Annotated in this window: 19 protein-coding genes; 8 read left to right on the plus strand and 11 right to left on the minus strand. The window is 59.1% G+C overall.

The genetic code is table 11. The annotated features are described in order from the left end of the window. Positions 1-164 precede the first annotated feature (164 nt). A complete protein-coding gene (gene cspD / locus EDC28_RS09735) occupies positions 165-374 on the plus strand; it encodes a cold shock domain-containing protein CspD (RefSeq protein ID WP_050660641.1) in 210 nt (69 codons plus the stop codon). A gap of 108 nt (positions 375-482) precedes the next feature. Here cspD and EDC28_RS09740 read toward each other — a convergent pair whose 3' ends face one another. After that, positions 483-2,711, minus strand: coding sequence for an NADP-dependent isocitrate dehydrogenase (locus EDC28_RS09740; RefSeq protein WP_123421466.1), 2,229 nt, complete (start codon positions 2,709-2,711; stop codon positions 483-485). Positions 2,712-2,947: 236 nt separating this feature from the next. On the opposite strand from EDC28_RS09740, the gene rluE reads away from it, so the two are divergent. The 6 genes from rluE (at position 2,948) to EDC28_RS09770 (ending at position 8,342) form a co-directional block, all read left to right on the plus strand. Continuing rightward, positions 2,948-3,562 carry a 23S rRNA pseudouridine(2457) synthase RluE gene (gene rluE, locus EDC28_RS09745; protein WP_123421467.1) on the plus strand — a complete coding sequence of 205 codons (615 nt, stop codon included), beginning with the start codon at positions 2,948-2,950 and terminating at the stop codon, positions 3,560-3,562. Further along, the gene (locus EDC28_RS09750) at positions 3,559-3,978 is read left to right on the plus strand and encodes an NUDIX domain-containing protein (RefSeq protein ID WP_123421468.1); all 420 of its coding nucleotides are present in this window, start codon (positions 3,559-3,561) and stop codon (positions 3,976-3,978) included. The genes rluE and EDC28_RS09750 overlap by 4 nt, the downstream gene beginning before the upstream one ends. A gap of 56 nt (positions 3,979-4,034) precedes the next feature. Continuing rightward, positions 4,035-5,147 carry a tRNA 2-thiouridine(34) synthase MnmA gene (gene mnmA / locus EDC28_RS09755; RefSeq protein ID WP_123421469.1) on the plus strand — a complete coding sequence of 371 codons (1,113 nt, stop codon included), beginning with the start codon at positions 4,035-4,037 and terminating at the stop codon, positions 5,145-5,147. A gap of 8 nt (positions 5,148-5,155) precedes the next feature. Beyond that, positions 5,156-5,752, plus strand: a complete 597-nt coding sequence (gene hflD, locus EDC28_RS09760; protein WP_050660673.1) for a high frequency lysogenization protein HflD — start codon at positions 5,156-5,158, stop codon at positions 5,750-5,752. Beyond that, positions 5,752-7,119, plus strand: coding sequence for an adenylosuccinate lyase (purB, locus tag EDC28_RS09765; RefSeq protein WP_050660646.1), 1,368 nt, complete (start codon positions 5,752-5,754; stop codon positions 7,117-7,119). The genes hflD and purB overlap by 1 nt, the downstream gene beginning before the upstream one ends. 101 nt (positions 7,120-7,220) lie before the next feature. Continuing rightward, entirely contained in the window at positions 7,221-8,342 is a 1,122-nt protein-coding gene (locus tag EDC28_RS09770) for a ribosomal protein uL16 3-hydroxylase (RefSeq protein WP_123421492.1), read from the plus strand. A 26-nt stretch (positions 8,343-8,368) separates the two neighbouring features. On the opposite strand, the gene EDC28_RS09775 is transcribed toward EDC28_RS09770, so the two are convergent. Further along, complete coding sequence (locus EDC28_RS09775; protein ID WP_050660647.1) at positions 8,369-8,836, minus strand: DUF4826 family protein; 468 nt, start codon at positions 8,834-8,836, stop codon at positions 8,369-8,371. A gap of 247 nt (positions 8,837-9,083) precedes the next feature. Here EDC28_RS09775 and EDC28_RS09780 point away from each other — a divergent pair, with 247 nt between their 5' ends. After that, positions 9,084-10,118, plus strand: a complete 1,035-nt coding sequence (locus tag EDC28_RS09780) for a Glu/Leu/Phe/Val dehydrogenase dimerization domain-containing protein (protein ID WP_050660675.1) — start codon at positions 9,084-9,086, stop codon at positions 10,116-10,118. 72 nt (positions 10,119-10,190) lie between these two features. Here EDC28_RS09780 and ilvC read toward each other — a convergent pair whose 3' ends face one another. From ilvC to ydiJ, 9 genes are all read right to left on the minus strand, one after another. Then, the gene (gene ilvC / locus EDC28_RS09785) at positions 10,191-11,627 is read right to left on the minus strand and encodes a ketol-acid reductoisomerase (protein WP_050660648.1); all 1,437 of its coding nucleotides are present in this window, start codon (positions 11,625-11,627) and stop codon (positions 10,191-10,193) included. 14 nt (positions 11,628-11,641) lie between these two features. Then, a complete protein-coding gene (ilvA, locus tag EDC28_RS09790; protein ID WP_050660649.1) occupies positions 11,642-13,144 on the minus strand; it encodes a threonine ammonia-lyase, biosynthetic in 1,503 nt (500 codons plus the stop codon). Continuing rightward, entirely contained in the window at positions 13,138-14,964 is a 1,827-nt protein-coding gene (ilvD, locus tag EDC28_RS09795) for a dihydroxy-acid dehydratase (RefSeq protein WP_050660650.1), read from the minus strand. Before ilvD ends, ilvA begins: the two co-directional genes overlap by 7 nt. Further along, a complete protein-coding gene (locus EDC28_RS09800) occupies positions 14,951-15,886 on the minus strand; it encodes a branched-chain amino acid transaminase (RefSeq protein WP_123421470.1) in 936 nt (311 codons plus the stop codon). The genes ilvD and EDC28_RS09800 overlap by 14 nt, the downstream gene beginning before the upstream one ends. Continuing rightward, entirely contained in the window at positions 15,883-16,101 is a 219-nt protein-coding gene (locus EDC28_RS09805; protein WP_050660652.1) for an ACT domain-containing protein, read from the minus strand. The genes EDC28_RS09800 and EDC28_RS09805 overlap by 4 nt, the downstream gene beginning before the upstream one ends. A 3-nt stretch (positions 16,102-16,104) precedes the next feature. Beyond that, the gene (ilvG, locus tag EDC28_RS09810) at positions 16,105-17,745 is read right to left on the minus strand and encodes an acetolactate synthase 2 catalytic subunit (protein ID WP_170164082.1); all 1,641 of its coding nucleotides are present in this window, start codon (positions 17,743-17,745) and stop codon (positions 16,105-16,107) included. Positions 17,746-17,852: 107 nt separating this feature from the next. Beyond that, the gene (locus EDC28_RS09815) at positions 17,853-18,071 is read right to left on the minus strand and encodes a hypothetical protein (protein ID WP_170164079.1); all 219 of its coding nucleotides are present in this window, start codon (positions 18,069-18,071) and stop codon (positions 17,853-17,855) included. Between the two features lie 25 nt (positions 18,072-18,096). Further along, positions 18,097-18,453, minus strand: coding sequence for a hypothetical protein (locus tag EDC28_RS09820; protein ID WP_148049832.1), 357 nt, complete (start codon positions 18,451-18,453; stop codon positions 18,097-18,099). After that, a complete protein-coding gene (gene ydiJ / locus EDC28_RS09825) occupies positions 18,450-21,449 on the minus strand; it encodes a D-2-hydroxyglutarate dehydrogenase YdiJ (RefSeq protein ID WP_123421493.1) in 3,000 nt (999 codons plus the stop codon). The genes EDC28_RS09820 and ydiJ overlap by 4 nt, the downstream gene beginning before the upstream one ends. Positions 21,450-21,462: the final 13 nt, after the last annotated feature.

The following is a 21,462-nucleotide window of genomic DNA, read 5'->3' on the forward strand; positions in this document are numbered from 1 at the left end:
GCGCCTTTGCGAAATGTTTGCTCACTGGTTGTTAATTCAGTGTTAAAAAAAACTTGACTCAAAGGTTTTCTTCACTAAATTGTACTTTGAGGTAGGTCGGGGCTCCACTCGTGTAGCTTGTACCGACGAGATGCAATCAGGTTAACAAATGACGGGAATGACGTATGGCTATCGGAACAGTCAAATGGTTCAACAACGCCAAGGGCTTCGGTTTTATTTGTCCTGAGGGGGGCGGCGAAGACGTCTTCGCTCACTACTCTACCATTCAAATGGATGGTTACCGAACGCTCAAAGCTGGCCAGGAAGTAAATTTCGACATGACTCAGGGGCCTAAAGGCTATCACGCCGTTAACATTAAGCCCCAGGAAAGGTGACCGTAACCGAGCCCGGCCACCAAAGCCCCCGCCACGGGGGTTTTTTTATGCCCGAATTCCCATAAAAAAACCGCCTCGTTTGAGGCGGTTTTTTAGTACCAAAACGGCTTAGAGCGCGGCAATAGCGGCGTTCAGGGTTTGGCTCGGGCGCATGGCTTTGGCGGCCAGCTCCAGGTTGGGCTTGTAGTAACCGCCGATGTCCACGGCAACGCCCTGGGCACCGTTCAGCTCGCCAACGATAGTCTCTTCCTCTTTGGTGAGGGTTTCAGCCAGGCCGGCAAACTGGGCTTTGAGCTCAGCGTCTTTGTCCTGGGTAGCCAGGGCCTGAGCCCAGTACATGGCCAGGTAGAAGTGGCTGCCACGGTTGTCGATTTGCCCCACTTTACGGGCAGGCGACTTGTTGTTGTCCAAGAACTTGGCAGTCGCCTGGTCAAGGGTGTCGGCCAGCACTTGGGCTTTGGGGTTGTTATTGAACTGGGCCAGGTGCTCCAAAGAAGCGGCCAGGGCCAGGAACTCACCCAGAGAATCCCAACGCAGGTAGTTTTCTTTTTCAAACTGCTGCACGTGCTTGGGTGCAGAGCCGCCAGCACCAGTTTCGAACAGGCCGCCGCCATTCATCAGCGGCACGATGGACAGCATCTTGGCGCTGGTACCGAGCTCGAGGATCGGGAACAGATCGGTGAGGTAGTCGCGCAGCACGTTACCGGTTACGGAGATGGTGTCCTTGCCGTCTTTCATACGGGCCAGGGAGTAACGGGTGGCCTCAACCGGCGATTTGATGAGGATCTCAAGGCCGCTGGTGTCGTGCTCGGGTAGGTAGGCATTGACCTTTTTGATGATCTCGGCGTCGTGGCCACGGTTTTCGTCCAGCCAGAACACCGCCGGAGTGCCAGTGGCACGGGCGCGGTTAACGGCCAGCTTGACCCAGTCGCGGATAGGGGCGTCTTTGGTCTGGCACATACGCCAGATATCACCAGCTTCCACGCTGTGCTCAAGCAGCACGGCGCCACTGGCATCGACTACACGCACAGTGCCGGCAGCAGGGATCTCAAAGGTTTTGTCGTGAGAGCCATACTCTTCGGCTTTTTGCGCCATCAGGCCGACGTTGGGCACAGAGCCCATGGTGCGGGGGTCAAAAGCGCCGTTTTCTTTACAAAATGCGATGGTTTCTTGGTAAACACCGGCGTAGCTACGGTCAGGGATCACCGCTTTGGTATCTTGCTGCTCGCCTTTGGCGTTCCACATCTGGCCGGAGCTGCGGATCATCGCCGGCATGGAAGCGTCGATTATCACATCGGAAGGCACATGCAGGTTGGTGATGCCGCGGTCAGAATCCACCATGGCCAGCGCCGGGCTGTTGTCGTACACGGCGCTAAGCTCAGCTTCGATGGCTTGGCGCTGCTCGGCTGGCAGTTCCGGCAGGCGCGCGTACAGATCACCAATACCGTTGTTTACGTCCACACCCAGCTGCTTGAAAAGGTCGCTGTGCTTGGCGAAAACGTCTTTGTAGAACACTTTTACCGCGTGGCCGAAGATGATGGGGTCGGAGACCTTCATCATGGTGGCTTTCATGTGCAGAGAGAACAGCACGCCTTGGGCCTTGGCGTCGGCGATTTGCTCGGCGAAGAAGGCTTCCAGTGCATTTTTGCTCATGGTGGAGGCGTCAATTACCTCACCGGCCAGCAGGGCCAGCTTGTCTTTGAGCACCACTTTGCTGCCATCGGCCTTAACCAGTTCGATGCTGACGCTGGTAGCATCATTGAGGGTCACGGACTTTTCAGAGCCGTAGAAGTCGCCATCGGCCATGCTGGCCACGTGAGACTGGGAGTCTTTGCTCCAGGCACCCATGGAATGGGGATGCTTGCGGGCGTACTGCTTAACGGAGGCCGGAGCGCGGCGGTCAGAGTTACCTTCGCGCAGCACCGGGTTTACCGCAGAGCCTTTGACCTTGTCATAACCGGCTTTGATGGCTTTCTCGGCGTCGTTTTTCGGCTCTTCCGGGTAATCGGGCAGCTTGTAGCCCTGGGCCTGCAGCTCCTTGATGGCCGCCTTTAACTGCGGCACAGAAGCGGAGATGTTGGGCAGTTTGATGATGTTGGCGTCGGGAGTCTTGGCCAGTTCGCCAAGTTCGGCCAAATCATCGCCGATGCGCTGGGCCTCGGTCAGATATTCGGGGAAGGTGGCGATGATACGACCGGCCAGGGAAATGTCCCGGGTCTCAACAGCCACGCCGGCCTTGGCGGCATAGGCTTCAATGATGGGCAGCAGAGACTGGGTTGCAAGTGCCGGAGCTTCGTCGGTGATGGTGTAAATAATCTTCGACTTGCCTGTTGTCATAATTACAACTTCCTAAGCGTGAGTGGCGAATCATCTTCGCAGTGCTCGAAGGGAAAGGCCCTTCGAAAGTGTGAAGTAGGTAGCAGAGTATACCAACACCAACCGAGATTGTGCGCAACTGCAATCTGGGTAGGACCAGTTGCGCAGCTTTTGTTCAAACCCGAAGCCCGCCGCTTTGGCCAAGGCCGCCAGGATGCTAGCCTTAGGCCATTCGCCTTTAGGTATAAGGTTATCAATTGCAACCCAAGCGCCCTTTTCAGCGCCAGCCGCACACAGCGCGCCCGGCTCGCCGCCCTGCCGTCAATAAAGGCCCGGCCAGGCTGGTGTTGTTCAACAAACCCTTTGATGTTCTGTGCCAGTTTACCGACGAAGCTGGTCGCCAGACCCTAAAGGACTTTATTCCCATCCCTGATATCTATGCCGCCGGGCGCCTCGACCGCGACTCAGAAGGCCTGTTGCTGCTCACCAACGACGGCGGCCTTAATGCCCGCCTGACCCAGCCGGGTAAAAAGACCGCCAAAACCTATTGGGTGCAGGTAGAAGGGGCGCCAACAGAGGCCGCGCTTAGCCCGCTGCGCCAAGGGGTGACCTTAAAAGACGGTCCTACCCTGCCCGCCAAGGTCAAAGTAATAGAAGAACCGGCGCTTTGGCCAAGAAACCCGCCGGTGCGTTTCCGAAAAGCCATTCCCACCACCTGGCTTGAAATAAGTATCAGCGAGGGGCGTAACCGCCAAGTGCGGCGCATGACCGCCCACATTGGCTTTCCCACCTTGCGCCTGGTGCGAGTTGCCATAGGCCCGTATCGGCTGGACGCCTTGCAACCAGGTGAGTATATGGAGGTTGCGCCGTGATCCAGGCTGCCACCATCGCCTGGGTTATCGAAGCTCAGGGCCAATACCTCTTTGTAGAAGAAGATATCGGCGGCGTGTTGACCCTCAACCAGCCCGCCGGGCACTGGGAGCGCGGCGAAAACCTCATCGAGGCTGCCAAGCGCGAGTTAAAAGAGGAAACGGGTCTGAGCCTTTCTCCCCAAGGCATGGTGGGGCTGTATCATCTGGAGCTTCCCCATAAGACCTTCTGGCGCCACGTGTTTTACGCGCGCCTGCCGGCGCCGGTAGACACCTTTCCCGAAGACAGCGACATCCTTCGCTGCCTCTGGCTTACCCCCGAAGCACTTGAAAATCGCCCCCTTCGCAGCCATCTGGTGGTTGAGGCCATCCGCGATTTCGAGGCCGGCAGCCATTACCCCTTGTCTGTGCTGCGCTAGGCATTGCCTTTTGCTACAATGCGCGCACTTTTTTCGCCGAGGTTATTTGAAGTCCCATGAGCGACAAGCCCCTTAGTGAGACCAAAGTCATCGTCGGCATGTCCGGCGGTGTGGATTCTTCTGTCTCTGCCTACCTGCTCAAAGCCCAGGGTTACCAGGTCGAAGGCCTGTTCATGAAGAACTGGGAAGAGGACGACGACACCGACTACTGCACCTCTGCCGAAGACATGGCGGACGCGCAGGCCGTGTGCGACAAGCTCGGTATCAAATTGCACAAAATCAACTTCGCCGCCGAGTACTGGGACAACGTGTTCGAGTATTTCCTGGACGAATACAAAGCCGGGCGCACCCCCAACCCGGACATCATGTGCAACAAGGAAATCAAGTTCAAAGCCTTCCTTAACTACGCGGCCGATGCCCTTGGCGCCGACTTTATCGCCACCGGCCACTACGTGCGTAACCGCGTTGTGGACGGCCACTGGCAACTGCTGCGCGGCCTTGACGACAACAAGGATCAGTCCTACTTCCTCTACGCCCTTGGCGAGCAGCAAGTGGGCCAGACCCTGTTCCCGGTAGGCGAGCTGCCCAAGCCCGAAGTGCGCCGCATCGCCGAAGAGCAAGGCCTTGTTACCGCCAAGAAAAAGGACTCCACCGGTATCTGCTTTATCGGTGAGCGCAAATTTAAAGACTTCCTGCAGCGCTTTTTGCCGGCCCAGCCCGGTGATATCGAAACGCCGGAAGGAGACGTCATTGGCCGCCATGAAGGGCTGATGTACCACACCCTTGGCCAGCGCAAGGGCCTTGGCATCGGTGGCCTGAAAAACGCCTCCGACGACCCTTGGTACGTGGTGGACAAAAACGTCGAGCGCAACGTATTGGTAGTGGCTCAGGGCCATGACCACCCGCTATTGTTCTCCAACGGCCTCATTGCCACCCAGCTCGATTGGGTTGACCGCAAGGGCCCTGAAACCACCCGGCTGACCGTCAAGACCCGCTATCGCCAGCACGACATCGACTGCACCGTCGAGCCCCTGGCCAATGGCGACGTCAAAGTGCTGTTCGACGAGCCGCAAATTGCCGTGACCCCGGGCCAAAGCGCCGTTTTTTATCAAGGCGAAGTCTGCCTTGGCGGCGGCATCATCCAACGTTATATCCGAGGTGAGCAATGAGCCGGGCCATGGCACTTGCCGCTTGCGCCCAGGCGGTAAGCCTGGTGCAAAAAATCGCCCGCCAGGGCAGCTGCGACATGGACGACTTCTATGCCGTGGTCAAAGGCGTGCTGGTTACCAACCCCCAGGTGCCGGCCGATGTCTACGCCGGAGGCAACCTCGACACCGGCTATCGGCTGGTGATTGAGCTGCTTGGCGACACCTCCTCTCGCAAGGACCCGGAGCTGACCCGCTACCTGATAGGCCTCTTGGCCCTGGAGCGCCGCCTGGCCAAACGCCGCGACGTGCTGGCCCTGATGGGCGAGCGCATCGAGCAGGTCAAGCGCCAGGTCAGCCATTACGGCATCGAGGATGAAAAAGTCCTCAACAACCTGGCCGATATTTACGTTGAACTCATCAGCCCCCTGGGTGCCCGCATCCAAGTGGCCGGATCCCCTATCCATTTGCAACAAAGCCTCAACCAACACCGCGTACGGGCTGCCCTTCTGGCCGGTATCCGCGCTTTGGTGTTGTGGCGTCAACTGGGCGGCAACCGCTGGCAGTTACTGCTTAAGCGTCGCGCTCTGGTCGATGAGGCCCGCCAATCCTTAAGGAGCCCCCAATAATGGAACTGTCCGCCCTGACAGCCATCTCCCCTGTCGACGGCCGCTACGGTAGCAAGGCCGCCGCACTGCGCCCGATCTTCTCGGAGTTCGGTCTCATTAAATACCGCGTCCAGGTAGAAGTGCGCTGGCTGCAGCTGCTGGCCGGTGAGCCGAAGATAGCCGAGGTTCCGGCGCTTTCTGACGCGGCTAATGCGGCCCTTAACGCAATCGTTTCCGGCTTTAGCGAAAGCGACGCCCAGCGGGTCAAAGACATCGAGAAAACCACCAACCACGACGTGAAAGCGGTGGAGTATTTTCTCAAGGAAAAAGTGGCCGACAACAGCGAGCTCAACGCCGTTACCGAGTTCATCCACTTTGCCTGCACCAGCGAAGACATCAACAACCTTTCCTACGGCCTGATGCTGATGGAAGCCCGCCAGCAGGTGATGTTGCCTTACTGCGACAAGCTGATTGACGCCGTCAAAGCTCTGGCCGACAAGTACGTCACCGTACCGATGATGGCCCGCACCCACGGCCAGCCCGCCTCACCCACCACCATGGGTAAGGAAATGGCCAACGTCGCGGTGCGCCTGGAGCGCCAGCGCAAGCAAATCGCCAATGTCGAGCTGCTGGGTAAAATCAACGGCGCCGTGGGTAACTTCAACGCCCACTACAGCGCTTACCCCGATGTAGACTGGCCCGTGCTTTCCGAACGCTTTGTCACCAGCCTCGGCCTGGTGTGGAACAAGTACACCACCCAGATTGAGCCTCACGACTACATCGCCGAGCTGTTCGACGCCCTGGCCCGCTTTAACACCATCTTGATTGATTTTGACCGCGACGTTTGGGGCTACATTGCTCTGGGTCACTTCAAGCAAAAAACCGTGGCTGGCGAGATTGGCTCTTCCACCATGCCCCACAAGGTTAACCCCATCGATTTTGAAAACTCCGAGGGTAACCTGGGCCTGGCCAATGCCGTGTTCGGCCACCTGGCCGCCAAGCTGCCGGTGTCGCGCTGGCAGCGAGACCTCACCGACAGCACAGTGCTGCGTAACCTGGGTGTGGGCACCGCTTACTCGGTAATAGCCTATGAAGCCACCCTCAAAGGCATTTCCAAGCTGGAAGTGAACGAGCAAAGCCTGCTGGACGAGCTCAACCAGAACTGGGAACTGCTGGCCGAGCCTATCCAGACCGTGATGCGCCGCTATGGCATCGAAAAACCCTACGAGAAGCTCAAAGAGCTGACCCGTGGCCGCCGCGTCGACCAAGCCGGCATGCACGCCTTCATCGACGGCCTGGAGCTGCCTGAGCAGGTCAAAGCCGAGATGAAACGAATGCGCCCCGACAACTACATCGGCATTGCCGAGCAGTTAACCCGGGAACTGTAAAAAAGAGCGGCCTTAAGGCCGCTTTTTTTGTGCCGCATCAAGCAGCCCGGCGCGCTTTGCGTTACATTACGCCCATCAAAACCTACGAACCCACACAGATGATGAAACTGGCTCTCCCCGGCGGTATTCAAGGCTTTTTGACTGAGTACTGGCAGAAAAAACCCTGCCTTATCAAAGGCGGCATCGAAAACTTTGTCGACCCTCTGGACGCCAACGATCTGGCGGGTCTGGCCATGGAAGCGGAAATTGAATCGCGCATCGTGGTCAGAAACGGCGAGCACTGGGATGTTCAGCACGGCCCCTTCGAGCATTTCCCCACCAGCGAGAAAGACTGGACCTTGCTGGTCCAGGCCGTTGACCATTGGTTTGAGCAAAGCAGCGAGCTGATGAACCTCTTTAGCTTCATGCCGCGCTGGCGCATCGATGACCTGATGGTGAGCTTTTCGGTGCCGGGCGGCGGTGTCGGCCCGCATCTTGACCAATACGATGTCTTTATCATCCAGGGTGAAGGCAAACGCCGTTGGCGGGTGGGCGACAAGCAGCCGCTGAAAACCCAGACCCCGCACCCCAGCCTGTTGCAGGTTGAGCCCTTCAGCGCCGCCCTTATCGACGTGGAAATGGAAGCCGGCGATATTCTTTATATTCCGCCGGGCTTTCCCCACGAGGGCTACGCCATCGAAGCCGCCCTTAACTACTCGGTGGGCTTTCGGGCGCCGTCGGGGCGCGACTTGCTGAGTCACTTTGCTGACCTGGCTATCGATGAAGAGCGCTACAACCACCGCTATGGCGATCCTGACCTTCGGGTGCGCGAGCACACCGGCGAGATAACCCTGCCTGAGCTTAACCGCCTGAAATCCAACCTGACCCAGATCTTCGACGATGAAGCCACCTTGCACCGCTTCTTTGGCCTGTACCTGTCAGAAGCCAAGCACGAGTTGGACTTGGCTCCTAGCGAGCCGGAATACGACGTTGACGAAGTGCAGCAGCTTTTGGAAGAAGGCGCGGTGCTGCGCCGCCTGGCCGGGGCTCGCGCCCTGTACCTGGCAACGGTCGCCGACACCCTCTTTGTCGACGGTGAAGCCTACCCCATGCCCCAGGCCGCCGCACAAACGCTGGCCGACAGCGATGCGCCCGATCCGGCGCTACTCGCCGCGCAAACCGAGGCGTTGGTGGTGTTGACCTTGCTTATCAATAAAGGGTATTTCTTCTTCGAAGAGGCCTAAAAAAACCGCCCCTCGGGGCGGTTTTTTCATGCGGGTTCGTTTTGCCAAAGGGCGGGGTCGTTAAATATCCCATAAAGCCCTTCGGCACGATTGACCAGCAATCGAGCAAAGTTCATTTGCACCGGATCAGCTCTACCTGGGCCCTTGGCAATGTTCTCGGCTTGCAGTTGCCAGTTGAAGGAAAAGTGCCGAACCGCCTCTCGGGCATTGGGAGCCACGCTGAGTGGCACATGGTCCGTTGGCAAGTTTCCAGAGATAACCCAGTAGTCAGAGACACGGTTATTTTCCCTTGCCTTAATACGCCATACCGCCATCAACGGAGGCAGTATCCGGCTGTCTGCTTGGCGAACACCCTGGGGCATGATGCCTTTTTTCGCCAGGTAGCTGTTGGCCTTTTGCAGGCTGTCGCGCACCCACTGCGCTTCCAACTCACGACGCTGTTCGTCGGTAATTTGCGGCGCTTGACCTTGTCCGTTTTCTTGTTGTTCGGCCATTTTACATTCTCTTATCAATACAGCTTGCGGCCTACGATAACGGGGCCGAAGGCCCTTGGCAAGGGGCCTAATGTCCATATTTCTTTACTGGTTGGATCAGCCCCTGTACCCTTCTGGCCGTCTGGAAAGGATGGCGATAACTCTCTAAGATGTGCGCCGTCACGAGCACCTTTATTTTACGTTTACGGAAACGTAAACTCAGCAGTAAGCAATGGTGCAACCCTTACCTATAACGGAGAACAACGACGTGGCTGTATTCAATCACACAGCGTTCGACGGTCATGAAGAAGTGGTCTTCTGTCATGATGTTGAAACCGGACTCAAGGCAATCATCGCTATCCACAACACCAACTGCGGCCCGGCCGTCGGTGGTTGCCGGATGTGGAACTACGCATCCGACGATGAAGCCCTGACCGATGTCCTGCGTTTGTCTCGTGGTATGACCTATAAAAATGCCCTGGCCGGCCTGCCCTTTGGTGGCGGAAAATCGGTGATCATCGGCGATGCCAAAACCATGAAGTCCGAAGCCCTGTTCCGCGCTTTCGGCCGTTTCCTCAATTCTCTGGGTGGCCGCTACGTGACCGCCGAAGACGTGGGCACCTCCACCAAGGACATCGCCCACATCCAAATGGAAACTGACTTTGTGGCCGGTATCGAAGGCCTGTCTGGCGACCCGTCTCCTTTTACTGCCCTTGGCACCTACCTGGGTATCAAGGCGGCCGTTAAGCACAAGCTGGGCCGCGACGACTTAGAAGGCCTGAAAGTCTCAGTACAAGGCCTGGGTTCTGTTGGTTACTACCTGTGCGAACACCTGGCTCGCGCCGGTGCCAAGTTGTTTGTGACCGACATCAACGAAGCGGCCCTGAAAAAAGCCGAAGCCGAACTGGGCGCCACCATCGTTGGCCTGGACGACATTTACGACTTGGACGTCGACATCTACGCCCCTTGTGCCCTGGGTGCCACCGTCAACGACAACACCATTGATCGCATCAAAGCCACCATCATCGCCGGTTGTGCCAACAACCAGTTGGCCGAGGCGCGTCATGACCAGCTGCTGCGCGACAAGGGCATCCTCTACGCCCCTGACTACGTCATCAACGCAGGCGGCATCATCAACGTGTCCTTCGAGAAGGATTACGACAAAACCAAGGCCACCGCCAAGGTCGAAGAAATTTATGCCACCTTGCTGGATATCTTCGCCCGCGCCGATACCCAGCAAAAGCCGACCGGCATCATCGCCGACCAAATGGCCCGTGAGATCATCGCTCGCGGCGGCAAATAAGCCTTAGCCACCGGCATAAAAAAAGGCCCCGAAAGGGGCCTTTGGCATTTAAGGGTCCTTGCCTTTATCGCCTCAACGTTCGCGCATGTAAGCGCGCAAGGAAGCCCCGACGGCTTCGATGGGATGATTCTGGTTCTGCTCGTCCACCAGGGACAAAGTAGCATCGTCCACGGCGTCAAACTGGCCGCCTTCACCCAATTCCTTGAGATCCCAGCCAGCCATCACGTCTTTGACAATGCCGGTGGCAACGTTGGAGAACAGGTAGTTACCGTACTCGGCGGTGTCGCTGATGACCACGTTCATCTCGTGCAGGCGGCGACGAGCCAGGGTGTTGGCAATGAGCGGCAACTCGTGCAGTGACTCGTAGTAAGCAGAAGCGGGGCTGATACCGGCTTCCACCATCACTTCAAAGGCCAGCTCAACACCGGCGGCGAACAGCGCGACCAAGCCGGTGGCACGGTCAAAGTCCAGCTCGAAATGGCTGCTGGGCGGCGCTTGCTCGAAGCCGGTTTCGGCGGTGTTCTGGCGCCAGGTCAGCAGATCGATGTCGTCCTTGGCCCAGTCGGCCATCATACCTTCGGCAAACTGGCCGCCGATGATGTCGTCCATGTGTTTTTCAAATAAGGGGCGGAAGGCGGCTTTGAGTTTGTCGGCTTCGCGGCGAGCATGCACACGCTCGGCCGGGCTCAGCTTGGAAAACGCCAGGCGCACGCCACCGGCCTTCATGCTCTCGGACACCTGCTCGATACCGAACTGGTAGAAAGACGCCGCCTGGGCCGCCGGTACATTCAGCTCTACCAGGCGCTCAAAGCCGGCTACGCACACCGCTTGCGGCAAGCCGCACAGCACGGTTTGCTCGCCCATCAGGTCAGATTTCACTTCCGCCTCAAAGCTCGACAGCAGTACACCGGCGTGGTGGCCACCGGTACCGGCGCACCAGGCCTTGGCCCAAGCCAGGCCCAGGCCTTGCGGGTCTTGATGGACGGCGATAAGGGTCGGTACGCCGAAGCCGCGCAGGTACTCGGCCCGCACTTCGGTGCCGGGGCACTTGGGCGCCACCATTATCACGGTGATGTCGTCACGAATTTCGCGCTGGGCTTCAATCACGTCAAAGCCGTGGGAATAACCCAGGAAGGCGCCTTGTTTCATCAGCGGCATGATGCCGTTAACCACCGGGCCGTGTTGCTTATCGGGGGTGAGGTTCATCACCAAGTCGGCATTGGGCACCAGCTCTTCAAAAGAACCAACATGAAAACCGTTGTCCTTGGCGCGCTGATAGGAGGCGTTTTTGCTGTCGATAGACGACTGACGCAGGGCGTAAGCCACGTTCAGGCCGCTGTCGCGCAGGTTCAGGCCCTGGTTCAGACCCTGGGCACCGCAGCCCAGAATAACGATCTGCTTACCCTTGAGCACCTCAACGCCGTCACTGAAGGCGCTTTTGGGCACCGGGTGACATTGGCGCAGGGCCTGCAACTGGGTACGCAGGGGCTTTTGGTGAAATGCGGTCATGGGTTCTTGCTCCTTCAACATAAAAATCGGCTGTAAGCGGGATTATCGTCTTCGGCCCGGTACGGATACCCGATGGAATCGAGGTGCCGGGTCAAGCTGTCGTTTTCGGCGTCGGCAAAAGCAGCCAGTACCCGGCCGACGTCGGCGCCATGATGGCGATAGTGAAACAGGGAAATATCAAACTGGCTGCCAAGGTTCTCAAGGAACGCCAGCAGCGCTTTGGGGTGTTCGGGAAAGGCAAAGCTGTACAAGCGCTCAGAGCGGTGCACCGGCGGGCGGCCCCCCACCATGTAGCGCACGTGCAGCTTGGCAAGCTCGTTGTCGGACAAGTCCAACACGTCAAAGCCGCTTTGCTCCAGGTCCGCCACCAGGGCGGTGCGTTCATAGATACCGCCGGTACGCACGCTCACCAGAATTTGCGCCTCGGCAGTGTCACGGTAGCGGTAGCTGAACTCAGTGACCGCCCTGCCCTTTAAGGTGCGGCACAGCGCCAAAAAGCTGCCGGGCCGTTCGGGGATGGTCACCGCCAATACCGCTTCGGTGCCTTCGCCCAGATCGCAGCGCTCAGACACCTGGCGCAGCAGGTGAAAGTTGAGGTTGGCGCCAGACAGCACCGCCCCCACCTGCCCTTTGAACTCGGGGTGCTGTTCGCACCAGGCTTTAAGCCCGGCCAGGGACAGAGCACCGGCAGGCTCGGCCACGGCCCGCACGTCTTCAAAGATGTCTTTGATGGCGGCGCAGATAGCGTCATTGCTGACGGTGATGGCCTCGTCCACAAACTGGTTCATCACCCGAAAGGTTTCGCTGCCGATGCGTTTGACGGCGACGCCGTCGGCAAAGGTGCCCACTTCCTCCAGGGTAACCGGGGCGCCCGCTTCAAAAGCGGCCTTGAAACAAGCGGCGTCATCGGGCTCGACGGCGACTACACGAATTTCAGGCTTAAGCTGCTTGATAACCGCCGCCACGCCGGCGGCCAGGCCGCCACCGCCAACGGGCAGGAACAGCACATCGAGCTTCGGCAGCTCCTTGATAAGCTCAAGGCCCAGGGTGCCCTGGCCGGCGATGACTTTTTCGTCATCAAAGGGCGCCACAAAAGCAAAGCCCTGTTGGCTGCTCAAGGTCTGGGCGTGGTCCTTGGCGGCATCGAAGTTGTCGCCAAAGAGCACCACTTCTGCGCCCAGGGCCTTCACGGCTTCGACCTTGATGGACGGCGCCTGGGTGGGCATCACGATAATGGCTTTAAACCCCAGGGCGCGCGCCGACAGCGCGACCCCTTGGGCATGGTTACCGGCGGAAGCGGCCACTACTCCGGGGCAATCGGAGGGCAGGCTGGCGATTTTGTGGTAGGCACCACGCAACTTGAAGCTGTGTACAGGTTGCAAGTCTTCGCGTTTTAGCCAGACATCCTGGCCCAGGCGTTCAGACAGCCGGGCCAACCGGTTGACCGGGGTGGCTTTGGCCACCTCGTACACCGGCGAGCACAGGGCTTCGCGCAGGTAACCGTAGCCGTCTAGCATGGCGCCCCCGACAGGATGTCTTTGTCGCGCACACCGCCCTTGTCGGCCGAGGTGGCCAGCAAGGAGTAGGTGCGCAGCCAGGCGGTGATCTGCCGCTGGCGCGGGCCAGGCCGGTAGGTGGCGGTGTTGGCCCGCTCGGCCAGCGCCTCGTCGGTCAGCTTTACCGACAACTCACGGGTGGGGATATCGATAACGATGGTATCGCCCTCTTCCACCAGCGCCAGCGGGCCCTTGGCGGCCGCTTCCGGCGCCATGTGGCCGATGGACAGCCCCGAAGTGCCGCCGGAGAAACGGCCGTCGGTGATCAGGGCGCAGTCTTTATCGAGACCCATGGATTTCAAATAACTGGTGGGATACAGCATTTCCTGCATACCCGGGCCGCCACGGGGGCCTTCATAACGAATGACCACCACGTCGCCCGCTTTTATCTTGCCGGCCAGAATGGCTTCAACGGCGCTGTCTTGGCTGTCAAAAACCCGGGCTGGGCCTTCAAAGTGCAGCTGCTCGTCAGAAACCCCGGCGGTTTTTACCACTGCGCCATTAGGGGCCAGATTGCCGCGCAGTACCGCCAGGCCGCCGTCTTGGCGGTAAGCGCCTTCGACGCTTCGGATACAACCGTTGTCTCTGTCCAGGTCCAGGGTGGGCCAGTAACTGTTCTGGGAAAACGCGGTACTGGAGGGGATCCCACCCGGACCGGCCAGATAGAACTCGGCTTGCTTGGCGGTTTCAAAGGCCGCCAGGGTGTCTTTTAAGGTTTCGCCGCGCACGTTGGGGGTGCTGGTGTCCAGCAGCCCGCCTTTGGCCAGCTCGCCCAGGATACCCATCACGCCGCCGGCGCGGTGCACATCTTCCATATGGTATTTGTTGGTGGCCGGGGCCACTTTGCAAAGCTGCGGTACCTTCTTGGACAGGGCGTCAATCTCGGTCAGGCCAAAATCCACTTCCCCTTCCTGGGCAGCAGCCAGCAGGTGCAGGATGGTGTTGGTAGAGCCGCCCATGGCGATGTCCATGGCCATGGCGTTCATAAAGCTGGGGCGGCTGGCGATGGTGCGCGGCAGGGCCCGCTCGTCACCTTTGTCGTACCAGGCTTCCACCAATTCCATGATGCGTTTGCCCGCTTCCAAAAACAGGCCTTCACGCTTCTTGTGGGTGGCCAGCATCGAGCCGTTACCAGGCAGGGCCAGGCCCAGGGCCTCGGTCAGGCAGTTCATGGAGTTGGCGGTGAACATACCTGAGCAGGCGCCGCAGGTAGGGCAAGCGGATTTTTCCACCTGCTCGACATCGGCGTCAGACACATTGGGGTCGGCCGCTTTGACCATGGCGTCTACCAAATCCAGCTTAATGATTTGGTCCGACAGCTTGGTCTTGCCGGCTTCCATGGGGCCACCGGAGACAAAAATGGTAGGGATGTTCAGCCGCAGCGCGGCGTTTAACATGCCGGGGGTGATTTTGTCGCAGTTGGAGATGCACACCAGGGCGTCGGCGCAGTGGGCGTTGACCATGGTTTCCACCGCGTCGGCGATGAGTTCACGGGACGGCAGCGAGTAGAGCATGCCGTCGTGGCCCATGGCGATGCCGTCATCCACGGCGATGGTATTAAATTCCCGCGGGGTGCCACCCGCTTCGCGCACGGCGCCAGCCACCAGGTCGCCCAGGTCTTTCAAATGCACATGCCCTGGCACGAACTGGGTGTAAGAGTTGGCAATGGCGATGATAGGCTTTTTCAGGTCGCCATCACCCAAACCGGTGGCCCGCCACAGGGCACGGGCGCCGGCATTGCGGCGGCCCTTTAAGGTGGTGTCACTTCTACGCTGCGGCATCTTTGGCCTCCACACTGTCCAACCAGCCCCATTTGTCTTCGGTTTCGCCGTTAAAAAGGCCAAAGAAGCGTTGCTGCATCAGCTCGGTTACCGGGCCACGCTTACCGTCGCCTACCGGGCAGCGGTCGATGGAGCGCACCGGGGTCACTTCGGCGGCGGTACCGGTAAAGAAGATTTCGTCGGCCACGTACAGGGCCTCGCGGGCGATGGCCCCTTCCACCACTTCAATGCCTTCGGCGCGGGCCAGGGTGACGATGGTGTCGCGGGTGATCCCTGGCAAAATCGAAGCGGTAGCCGGCGGGGTATACAGCACGCCGTTTTTCACCAGGAAGATGTTCTCCCCTGCCCCTTCAGAGACCTGGCCACGGGCATCCAGGCCAATGCCTTCGTGAAAACCGTTGCGGCGCGCTTCGGTGGCAATGAGCAGGGAAGACAAATAGTTACCGGCTGCTTTGGCCCCAGTGGGGAAGGTATTGGGCGCTGCGCGGTTCCAGGACGACACACAGGCGTCTACCCCTTCTTCCAGGGCGCTCGCCCCCAGGTAGCGGCCCCAGGCAAAGGCGGCAACCAGTACCGACATTTCCATGTGCTGGGGTACCACACCCATACCCACTTCGCCCATGTAGGCCAAGGGGCGGATGTAGGCGCTGCGCAGGTTATTGGCGTTCAGTACCTGGCGGGTGGCCGCCATCAGCTCGTCCACGGTATAGGGGATGGTGAAGCGGTAAATCTTGGCCGAGTCCTTGAGGCGCTGCATGTGGTCGCAATGGCGAAACACCACGGGGCCGGTGGGCGTGTCGTAAGCGCGAACGCCCTCAAAGAAGGCCGTGCCATAGTGCATGCTATGGCTCATGGGATGGACCTGGGCTTCGCTCCAGGGGGCCAGGTGCCCGTCCATCCATATAAAATCCGCGCGGTTCATACTGCTTCCTCCGAAAGGGATACCACGTCAGCCAGCTTCTCCAACTGCCGGGTTAAATGAGACAAGGGATGTTCGTGTGTCACACTCAGGCGCACGCCTTCTGGCTGCCATTGCACCTGGGTCAATTCAAAGCCGCGGTGGCGAACCAGGCGCAGCAGGCGCTCCAGGGCGGCGGGCGCGGGGCGTAAGGTGATGTACAACGTGCTCTGGGTCACCGCTTAAGCCTCCATCATCTGGTGATTGCCCTTGCCGGGGGGAACCAGCGGCCACACCCCCAGTTCGCTGGGAATGGCCACATGCAGGAAGTAGCTGCCTTTGGCGGCCAGGAAACGGTCCAGCGCCGTATCCACTTGGTCCGGGTGGCTCAAGCGCTCTCCTTGGATACCAAAGGCGCTGGCAATGGTCAGAAAATCGGGGTTGTCAGACAGGTCCACTTCGCTGTGGCGCCCTTCAAAGAACAGGGTTTGCCACTGGCGCACCATGCCTAAGCGCTGGTTGTCCAGCAGCAGAATTTTCACCGACAGGTTCATGCGCTTGATGGTGGCCAGCTCCTGGATGTTCATCATGATGGAGCCGTCACCTGTTACCAGGATGGTTTCGGTGTCGGGGCAAGCCAGCTTGGCACCGATGGCGCACGGCAGGCCAAAACCCATGGTGCCCAGGCCGCCCGATGAGATATGGCGGGTGGGATGGTCAAACTGCATGTGCTGGGCTACCCACATCTGGTGCTGGCCTACGTCGCAGCAGACCCGCGCTTCGCGGCCGGCCTTCTGGGACAGCTCGCTCAGCAGCCAAGGGGCATGAATGTGGTCTGGCGCGCGCGGGGCGGTGAAGGAATGCTCGGCCTTGTAGGTGGCGCAGTGGGCCTGCCAGTCAGGATTGGTTTGCACTCGGGCCAGGTGTTTTAAGGCTTCTTTGGCGTCCATGGCCAGGGGCACATCGGCATGGCGGCGTTTGCCCATTTCGGCAGCGTCGATGTCCACATGGATGACCCGGGCGTTGGGGGCAAACTCGTCCAGCTTGCCGGTTACCCTGTCATCGAAACGGGCACCGATCACCACCAGCAGATCGGACTCCTGCACCGCCATGTTGGCGCCGCGGCTGCCGTGCATGCCCAGCATACCCAGGTTGAAGGCGTAATCCAGGCCGCCTGTGCCAAGGCCTTTTAAGGTCTCCACACAGGGCATGCCGGTGGCCAGCAGGTACTCGCGCATCTCCTCCACCGCGCCGCTCATGCCAACCCCGCCGCCGATGTAGGCGATGGGCTTTTGGGCGGTGCACAGCAGGGTTTCGGCACGGTTCAGGGCAGCAAAGTCAACCTGGGTGGCCTTGGGGGCCGGCTTGGTTTTGGCCTGGCGGCTGATGGCGGCTTGCTGCACGTCTTTGGGAATGTCCACCAACACCGGGCCGGGCTTGCCGCTTTGGGCCAGGGCAAAGGCCTCCTCGATAATACGGGGCAAGTCTTCAGGGTCTTCCACCAGGTAGCTGTGCTTGGTGCAGGCCAGGGACAGGCCCAGCACGTCGATCTCCTGGAAGGCATCGGTGCCCATAACAGAACGAGCCACTTGGCCGGTGATGGCCACCAGGGGGATGGAATCCATCATGGCGTCGGCCAGACCGGTGATGAGGTTGGTGGCGCCAGGGCCGGAGGTGGCCATCACCACACCCACACTGTTGGTAGCACGGGCGTAACCGATGGCGGCGATGGCAGCACCCTGCTCATGGCGGCACAACACGTGGTTCAGCTCGGCTTCGTACAAAGCGTCGTAGATGGGCATGATGGCGCCGCCGGGATACCCAAACAGGGTATGGACGCCGTGTTCCTGCAGGCATTCAACCAGGGCTTGCGCTCCTGTGATGCTTTCAACTATCGGTCTGGCTTGGTTCATGACGGTATTTTCCTTGGCCCTTATACGAAAAAACCCCCGGGCTTCTCAGCGCGGGGGTTTTTAGAATCTTGCTTTCGTTAGCGTTTACACAAAAGCACCCCGCGCGGTTGGCGAATAATCACCACCACGAGCACGAGTACGAGGAGAATGGCTTTTTGTGTAAAGGTGTTCACAGTGAGACCCTGCTTGAACGTTGCGAAAGTGCTAATAGAACTAGCATGGGCAGACAAATTGGCACAAGGCTTTTTTTGAAGTTTTTTTAATTCTTTAAAATCAACACCTTGAAAGATGGCCATCCAGCCATCTTCTTTGGAGTTAACGTCAGAGTAAGGCACCTTTCAGGGTGTTACGGTCCTTTTCTGACAACTGGCCGGACCTCAGCAGCAGCTTGAAGGGCGCAGTTTTGAGCAAATAACCGCCATGGACTTTAACGAGATGTTGCCTTGGCACCATCAACGACAGGGTGTCAAATTGCAGAATAAGGGTGTCACCGGCCACCTTTACCCCGCGAAGTTCACCCAGTTGCCGGCCCCCTCTTACCGCCAGTAACCACTCAAAAAGCACCACCAGGAACACAAATCCCAGCAAGATGGCGGTAGGCCAATGCCAGCCGGTATTCATTTCACGGTTAAGGCCGGCCAGTACCAGCAGGTACAGCATCCATCTGAGCCATCTCATCGGCATTGCTCCAGCAGCCACTGAATGGGGTGTAGCGGTTTGGCGCCATCAAGCCTTGCCACCTGGCAGCGACAGGAGTAGCCGGTGGCCAGCACCGTATCGGCTTTGGCCACGGCGCTGCGCCAAGACAGCTCATAGATACCCTTGGAGTTGCCTAGGTTGGCCGCCTCATGGCCGTAGGTGCCGGCCATACCGCAGCAACCAACGTTGGCCACCGCCAGCTGGTGCCCGGCCTTGGCAAAAATACCCTCCCAGCTTTGCTCGCTGGTAGGGAGCGCCGTTTTCTCGGTGCAGTGGGCAAAAAGGGTGGCATTGCCCTGCCCTTGAATCGCTGCAAAGGCGCTATCTGGCAGCGCGCTTAGCCACTCCTGGGCCAACAGCACCTGGAAGTTACCGCGCTTATCACCCAAGGCCTTTGGGTATTCGTCCCGGTAGCAAAGCACCAAGGAGGGGTCGACCCCCACCAGCGGCGCGCCCAGCGCGTTAAGTTCATTAAAAAACGCAGCGGCGTTGGCGGCGGTTTTGGCAAAGCGGGCCATAAAGCCTTTAACGTGTTCGGGCTTGCCATTGGGCTTAAAAGGCACCAGCTTGGGCACAAAACCGAGTTTCTCGATAAAGCGCACCAGATCTGCTACCACCTTGGCGTCATAGAAGCTGGTGAAGGGATCTTGCACCACCAGCACCAGACGCTCGCGCTCGGGGTGCGCCTTAAGGGCGGTAAGGTCCCAGTTCAGGGCGTCGTGGCCATCGAGCTGGCCGGCCAAGGTAGGCACCGACAGCAGCGGCGTATCCACCATGCCGGTGGTTTTCTTTAGTAATCCCTGCACCCAGCGTTGGCCCAGCAGGCCATTGACCAGTTTAGGGAAACGCGCCATCAGCGGCGTGCTCTGCTCCACATTGGCCACCAAGTGGTCCTTTAACGGCCGCAGATAGCGCTGGTGGTAGAGGTCTAAAAAGCGGGAGCGAAAGCTCGGCACATCCACTTTGATGGGGCATTGGCTGGAGCAGGCCTTGCAGGCAAGGCACCCGTCCATCGCTTCTTTTACTTCCTGGGTGAAATCGTACTCGCCGCTAAAGGTGTTACGCAGGCGGTTGAAAAACGGCAGCTTTTTACCGCTTTTTTGTTCAAGATCCGGGTCTACGCCTTTCTCGGCCAAAAGCCGCAGCCACTCACGCATCAGCCCGGCGCGCCCCTTGGGGGAATGACGCCGGTCGCCACTGATGCGATAGCTGGGGCACATCGGCGTGGTGGCATCATAGTTAAAGCAAAGGCCATTGCCGTTACAGGTCATGGCGCCGCCAAAGCTGTCGCGCACCGAAATCGGAATTTGCCGGTCCTGAGCACCGCGCTTGGGCCCGTCCACCGACACCAACTGATGACCCTCTTCCAGCGGAATACAGACTTTGCCGGGGTTCATGCGGTTGTGGGGGTCAAACTGGCTTTTCACCCAGCGAAGGTCGTCCCACAGCTCGCCAAAGAAGGTGGGGCCGTATTCTGAGCGAAAGCCCTTGCCGTGCTCGCCCCACATCAGGCCACCGTATTTGGCCACCAAGGCCACTACCTCGTCGGAAATGTCGCGCATCAGCTTTTCTTGCGCCGGATCGATAAGATCCAGCGCCGGGCGCACATGCAGCACCCCGGCATCAACGTGGCCAAACATGCCGTAGTAAAGGCCTTTGCTGTCCAGCAGCGCCCGAAACTCGAGGATAAAATCGGCCAGGTTCTGGGGCGGTACCGCGGTGTCTTCGGCAAAAGGCTGAGGCTTGGCGCGGCCCGGGGTGTTACCCAGCAGCCCCACCGACTTTTTACGCATGGCGTAGATGCGGTTTATCTCGCCTAAGTCCTGGGTGAGCTGGTAGCCGATAATGCCGCTGTCTGTGCCGACAGCAGCGTCCAGTTTGGCGCAGATGGCGGCAACTTTGGCCTCTTGGGAGGCCTGGTCGGTGTCGTTGAACTCAACGATGTTGATGCCTTGCATGTCAGCGCCGGGCACGTCGCTGATAAGATCTTTGACCTGGTGCCAGATGATGTCTTCGCGGGCCAGGTTCAGCACCTTTGAGTCCATGGTCTCCACCGAGGTGGCCTTGGCTTCAATCATCAGCGGCGCGCTTCGAAGGGCCTTTTCAAAGCTGTCGTACTTGACGTTGATAAGGGTCTTGTAAGGCGCAATGGCGTTAACGTGCAGCTTGGCTTCGGTCACGAACACCAAGGAGCCTTCGGCGCCACAGATAAGGCGGCCAAGGTCGAAATGGGCCATCTCTTCGTCAAAGACGTGTTCAAGGTCGTAACCGGTCAAAAAGCGGTTAAGGCGCGGGAAGGTGCTTAAGATAAGCGCGCGTTTGGCGGCCAGTCGCTCGGCGATGGCGCGGCTAAGCTGCCCTTGCTTGCCGGTTATGCTGCTTAGCTCAGCCACCGGCACTTGACCGGTATTGAGCTCGTCGCCGTCTATGGTTACCGCCTTGATGGCCAGCACATGGTCAGAGGTTTTGCCGTACACCAGGGAGCCTTGGCCCGAGGCATCGGTGCTTATCATGCCGCCGATGGTGGCGCGGTTGGAGGTAGACAAATCCGGCGCGAAGAAAAAGCCGTGAGGGCGCAAAAAGGCGTTGAGCTCATCTTTGATGACCCCGGCTTGTACCTTGACCCAGCCTTCTTCGGCGTTGAAGTCGATAATGCCGCGCATGTGCCGGGACAAATCCACCACCAGGCCGGTATTGAGGCTCTGGCCGTTGGTACCGGTGCCGCCGCCCCTGGCGGCAAACACCACCTCGGGGTGCTGGCGGGCGATACGGGCTAAAAGCACCACGTCGCTGTGGTCTTTGGGCAGCAGCACCGCCTGGGGCAGCAATTGATACACCGAGTTGTCGGTCGCCACCGCCAGGCGCTCGCTGTAGCGCTTCTCGATTTCCCCTTTAAAACCGGCGTTGGCCAGGGCTTCAAGGTAGGCCTGATAAGGCGCTGACAAAGACGGGACGGCGTCGATTCTCGGGATCATAGTGCTGCTGTCA

The organism is Gallaecimonas pentaromativorans (assembly GCF_003751625.1).
GTDB classification, from domain to species: Bacteria; Pseudomonadota; Gammaproteobacteria; order Enterobacterales; family Gallaecimonadaceae; genus Gallaecimonas; species Gallaecimonas pentaromativorans.

Excerpts from the sequence above, each read along its gene's own strand:
- cspD (WP_050660641.1), top strand. The coding sequence starts at position 165 with ATGGCTATCGGAACAGTCAAATGGTTCAACAACGCCAAGGGCTTCGGT.
- EDC28_RS09740 (WP_123421466.1), bottom strand. The coding sequence starts at position 2,711 with ATGACAACAGGCAAGTCGAAGATTATTTACACCATCACCGACGAAGCT.
- mnmA (WP_123421469.1), top strand. The coding sequence starts at position 4,035 with ATGAGCGACAAGCCCCTTAGTGAGACCAAAGTCATCGTCGGCATGTCC.
- hflD (WP_050660673.1), top strand. The coding sequence starts at position 5,156 with ATGGCACTTGCCGCTTGCGCCCAGGCGGTAAGCCTGGTGCAAAAAATC.
- purB (WP_050660646.1), top strand. The coding sequence starts at position 5,752 with ATGGAACTGTCCGCCCTGACAGCCATCTCCCCTGTCGACGGCCGCTAC.
- EDC28_RS09770 (WP_123421492.1), top strand. The coding sequence starts at position 7,221 with ATGAAACTGGCTCTCCCCGGCGGTATTCAAGGCTTTTTGACTGAGTAC.
- EDC28_RS09775 (WP_050660647.1), bottom strand. The coding sequence starts at position 8,836 with ATGGCCGAACAACAAGAAAACGGACAAGGTCAAGCGCCGCAAATTACC.
- ilvC (WP_050660648.1), bottom strand. The coding sequence starts at position 11,627 with ATGACCGCATTTCACCAAAAGCCCCTGCGTACCCAGTTGCAGGCCCTG.
- ilvA (WP_050660649.1), bottom strand. The coding sequence starts at position 13,144 with ATGCTAGACGGCTACGGTTACCTGCGCGAAGCCCTGTGCTCGCCGGTG.
- ilvD (WP_050660650.1), bottom strand. The coding sequence starts at position 14,964 with ATGCCGCAGCGTAGAAGTGACACCACCTTAAAGGGCCGCCGCAATGCC.
- EDC28_RS09800 (WP_123421470.1), bottom strand. The coding sequence starts at position 15,886 with ATGAACCGCGCGGATTTTATATGGATGGACGGGCACCTGGCCCCCTGG.
- EDC28_RS09815 (WP_170164079.1), bottom strand. The coding sequence starts at position 18,071 with ATGGCCATCTTTCAAGGTGTTGATTTTAAAGAATTAAAAAAACTTCAA.
- EDC28_RS09820 (WP_148049832.1), bottom strand. The coding sequence starts at position 18,453 with ATGAGATGGCTCAGATGGATGCTGTACCTGCTGGTACTGGCCGGCCTT.
- ydiJ (WP_123421493.1), bottom strand. The coding sequence starts at position 21,449 with ATGATCCCGAGAATCGACGCCGTCCCGTCTTTGTCAGCGCCTTATCAG.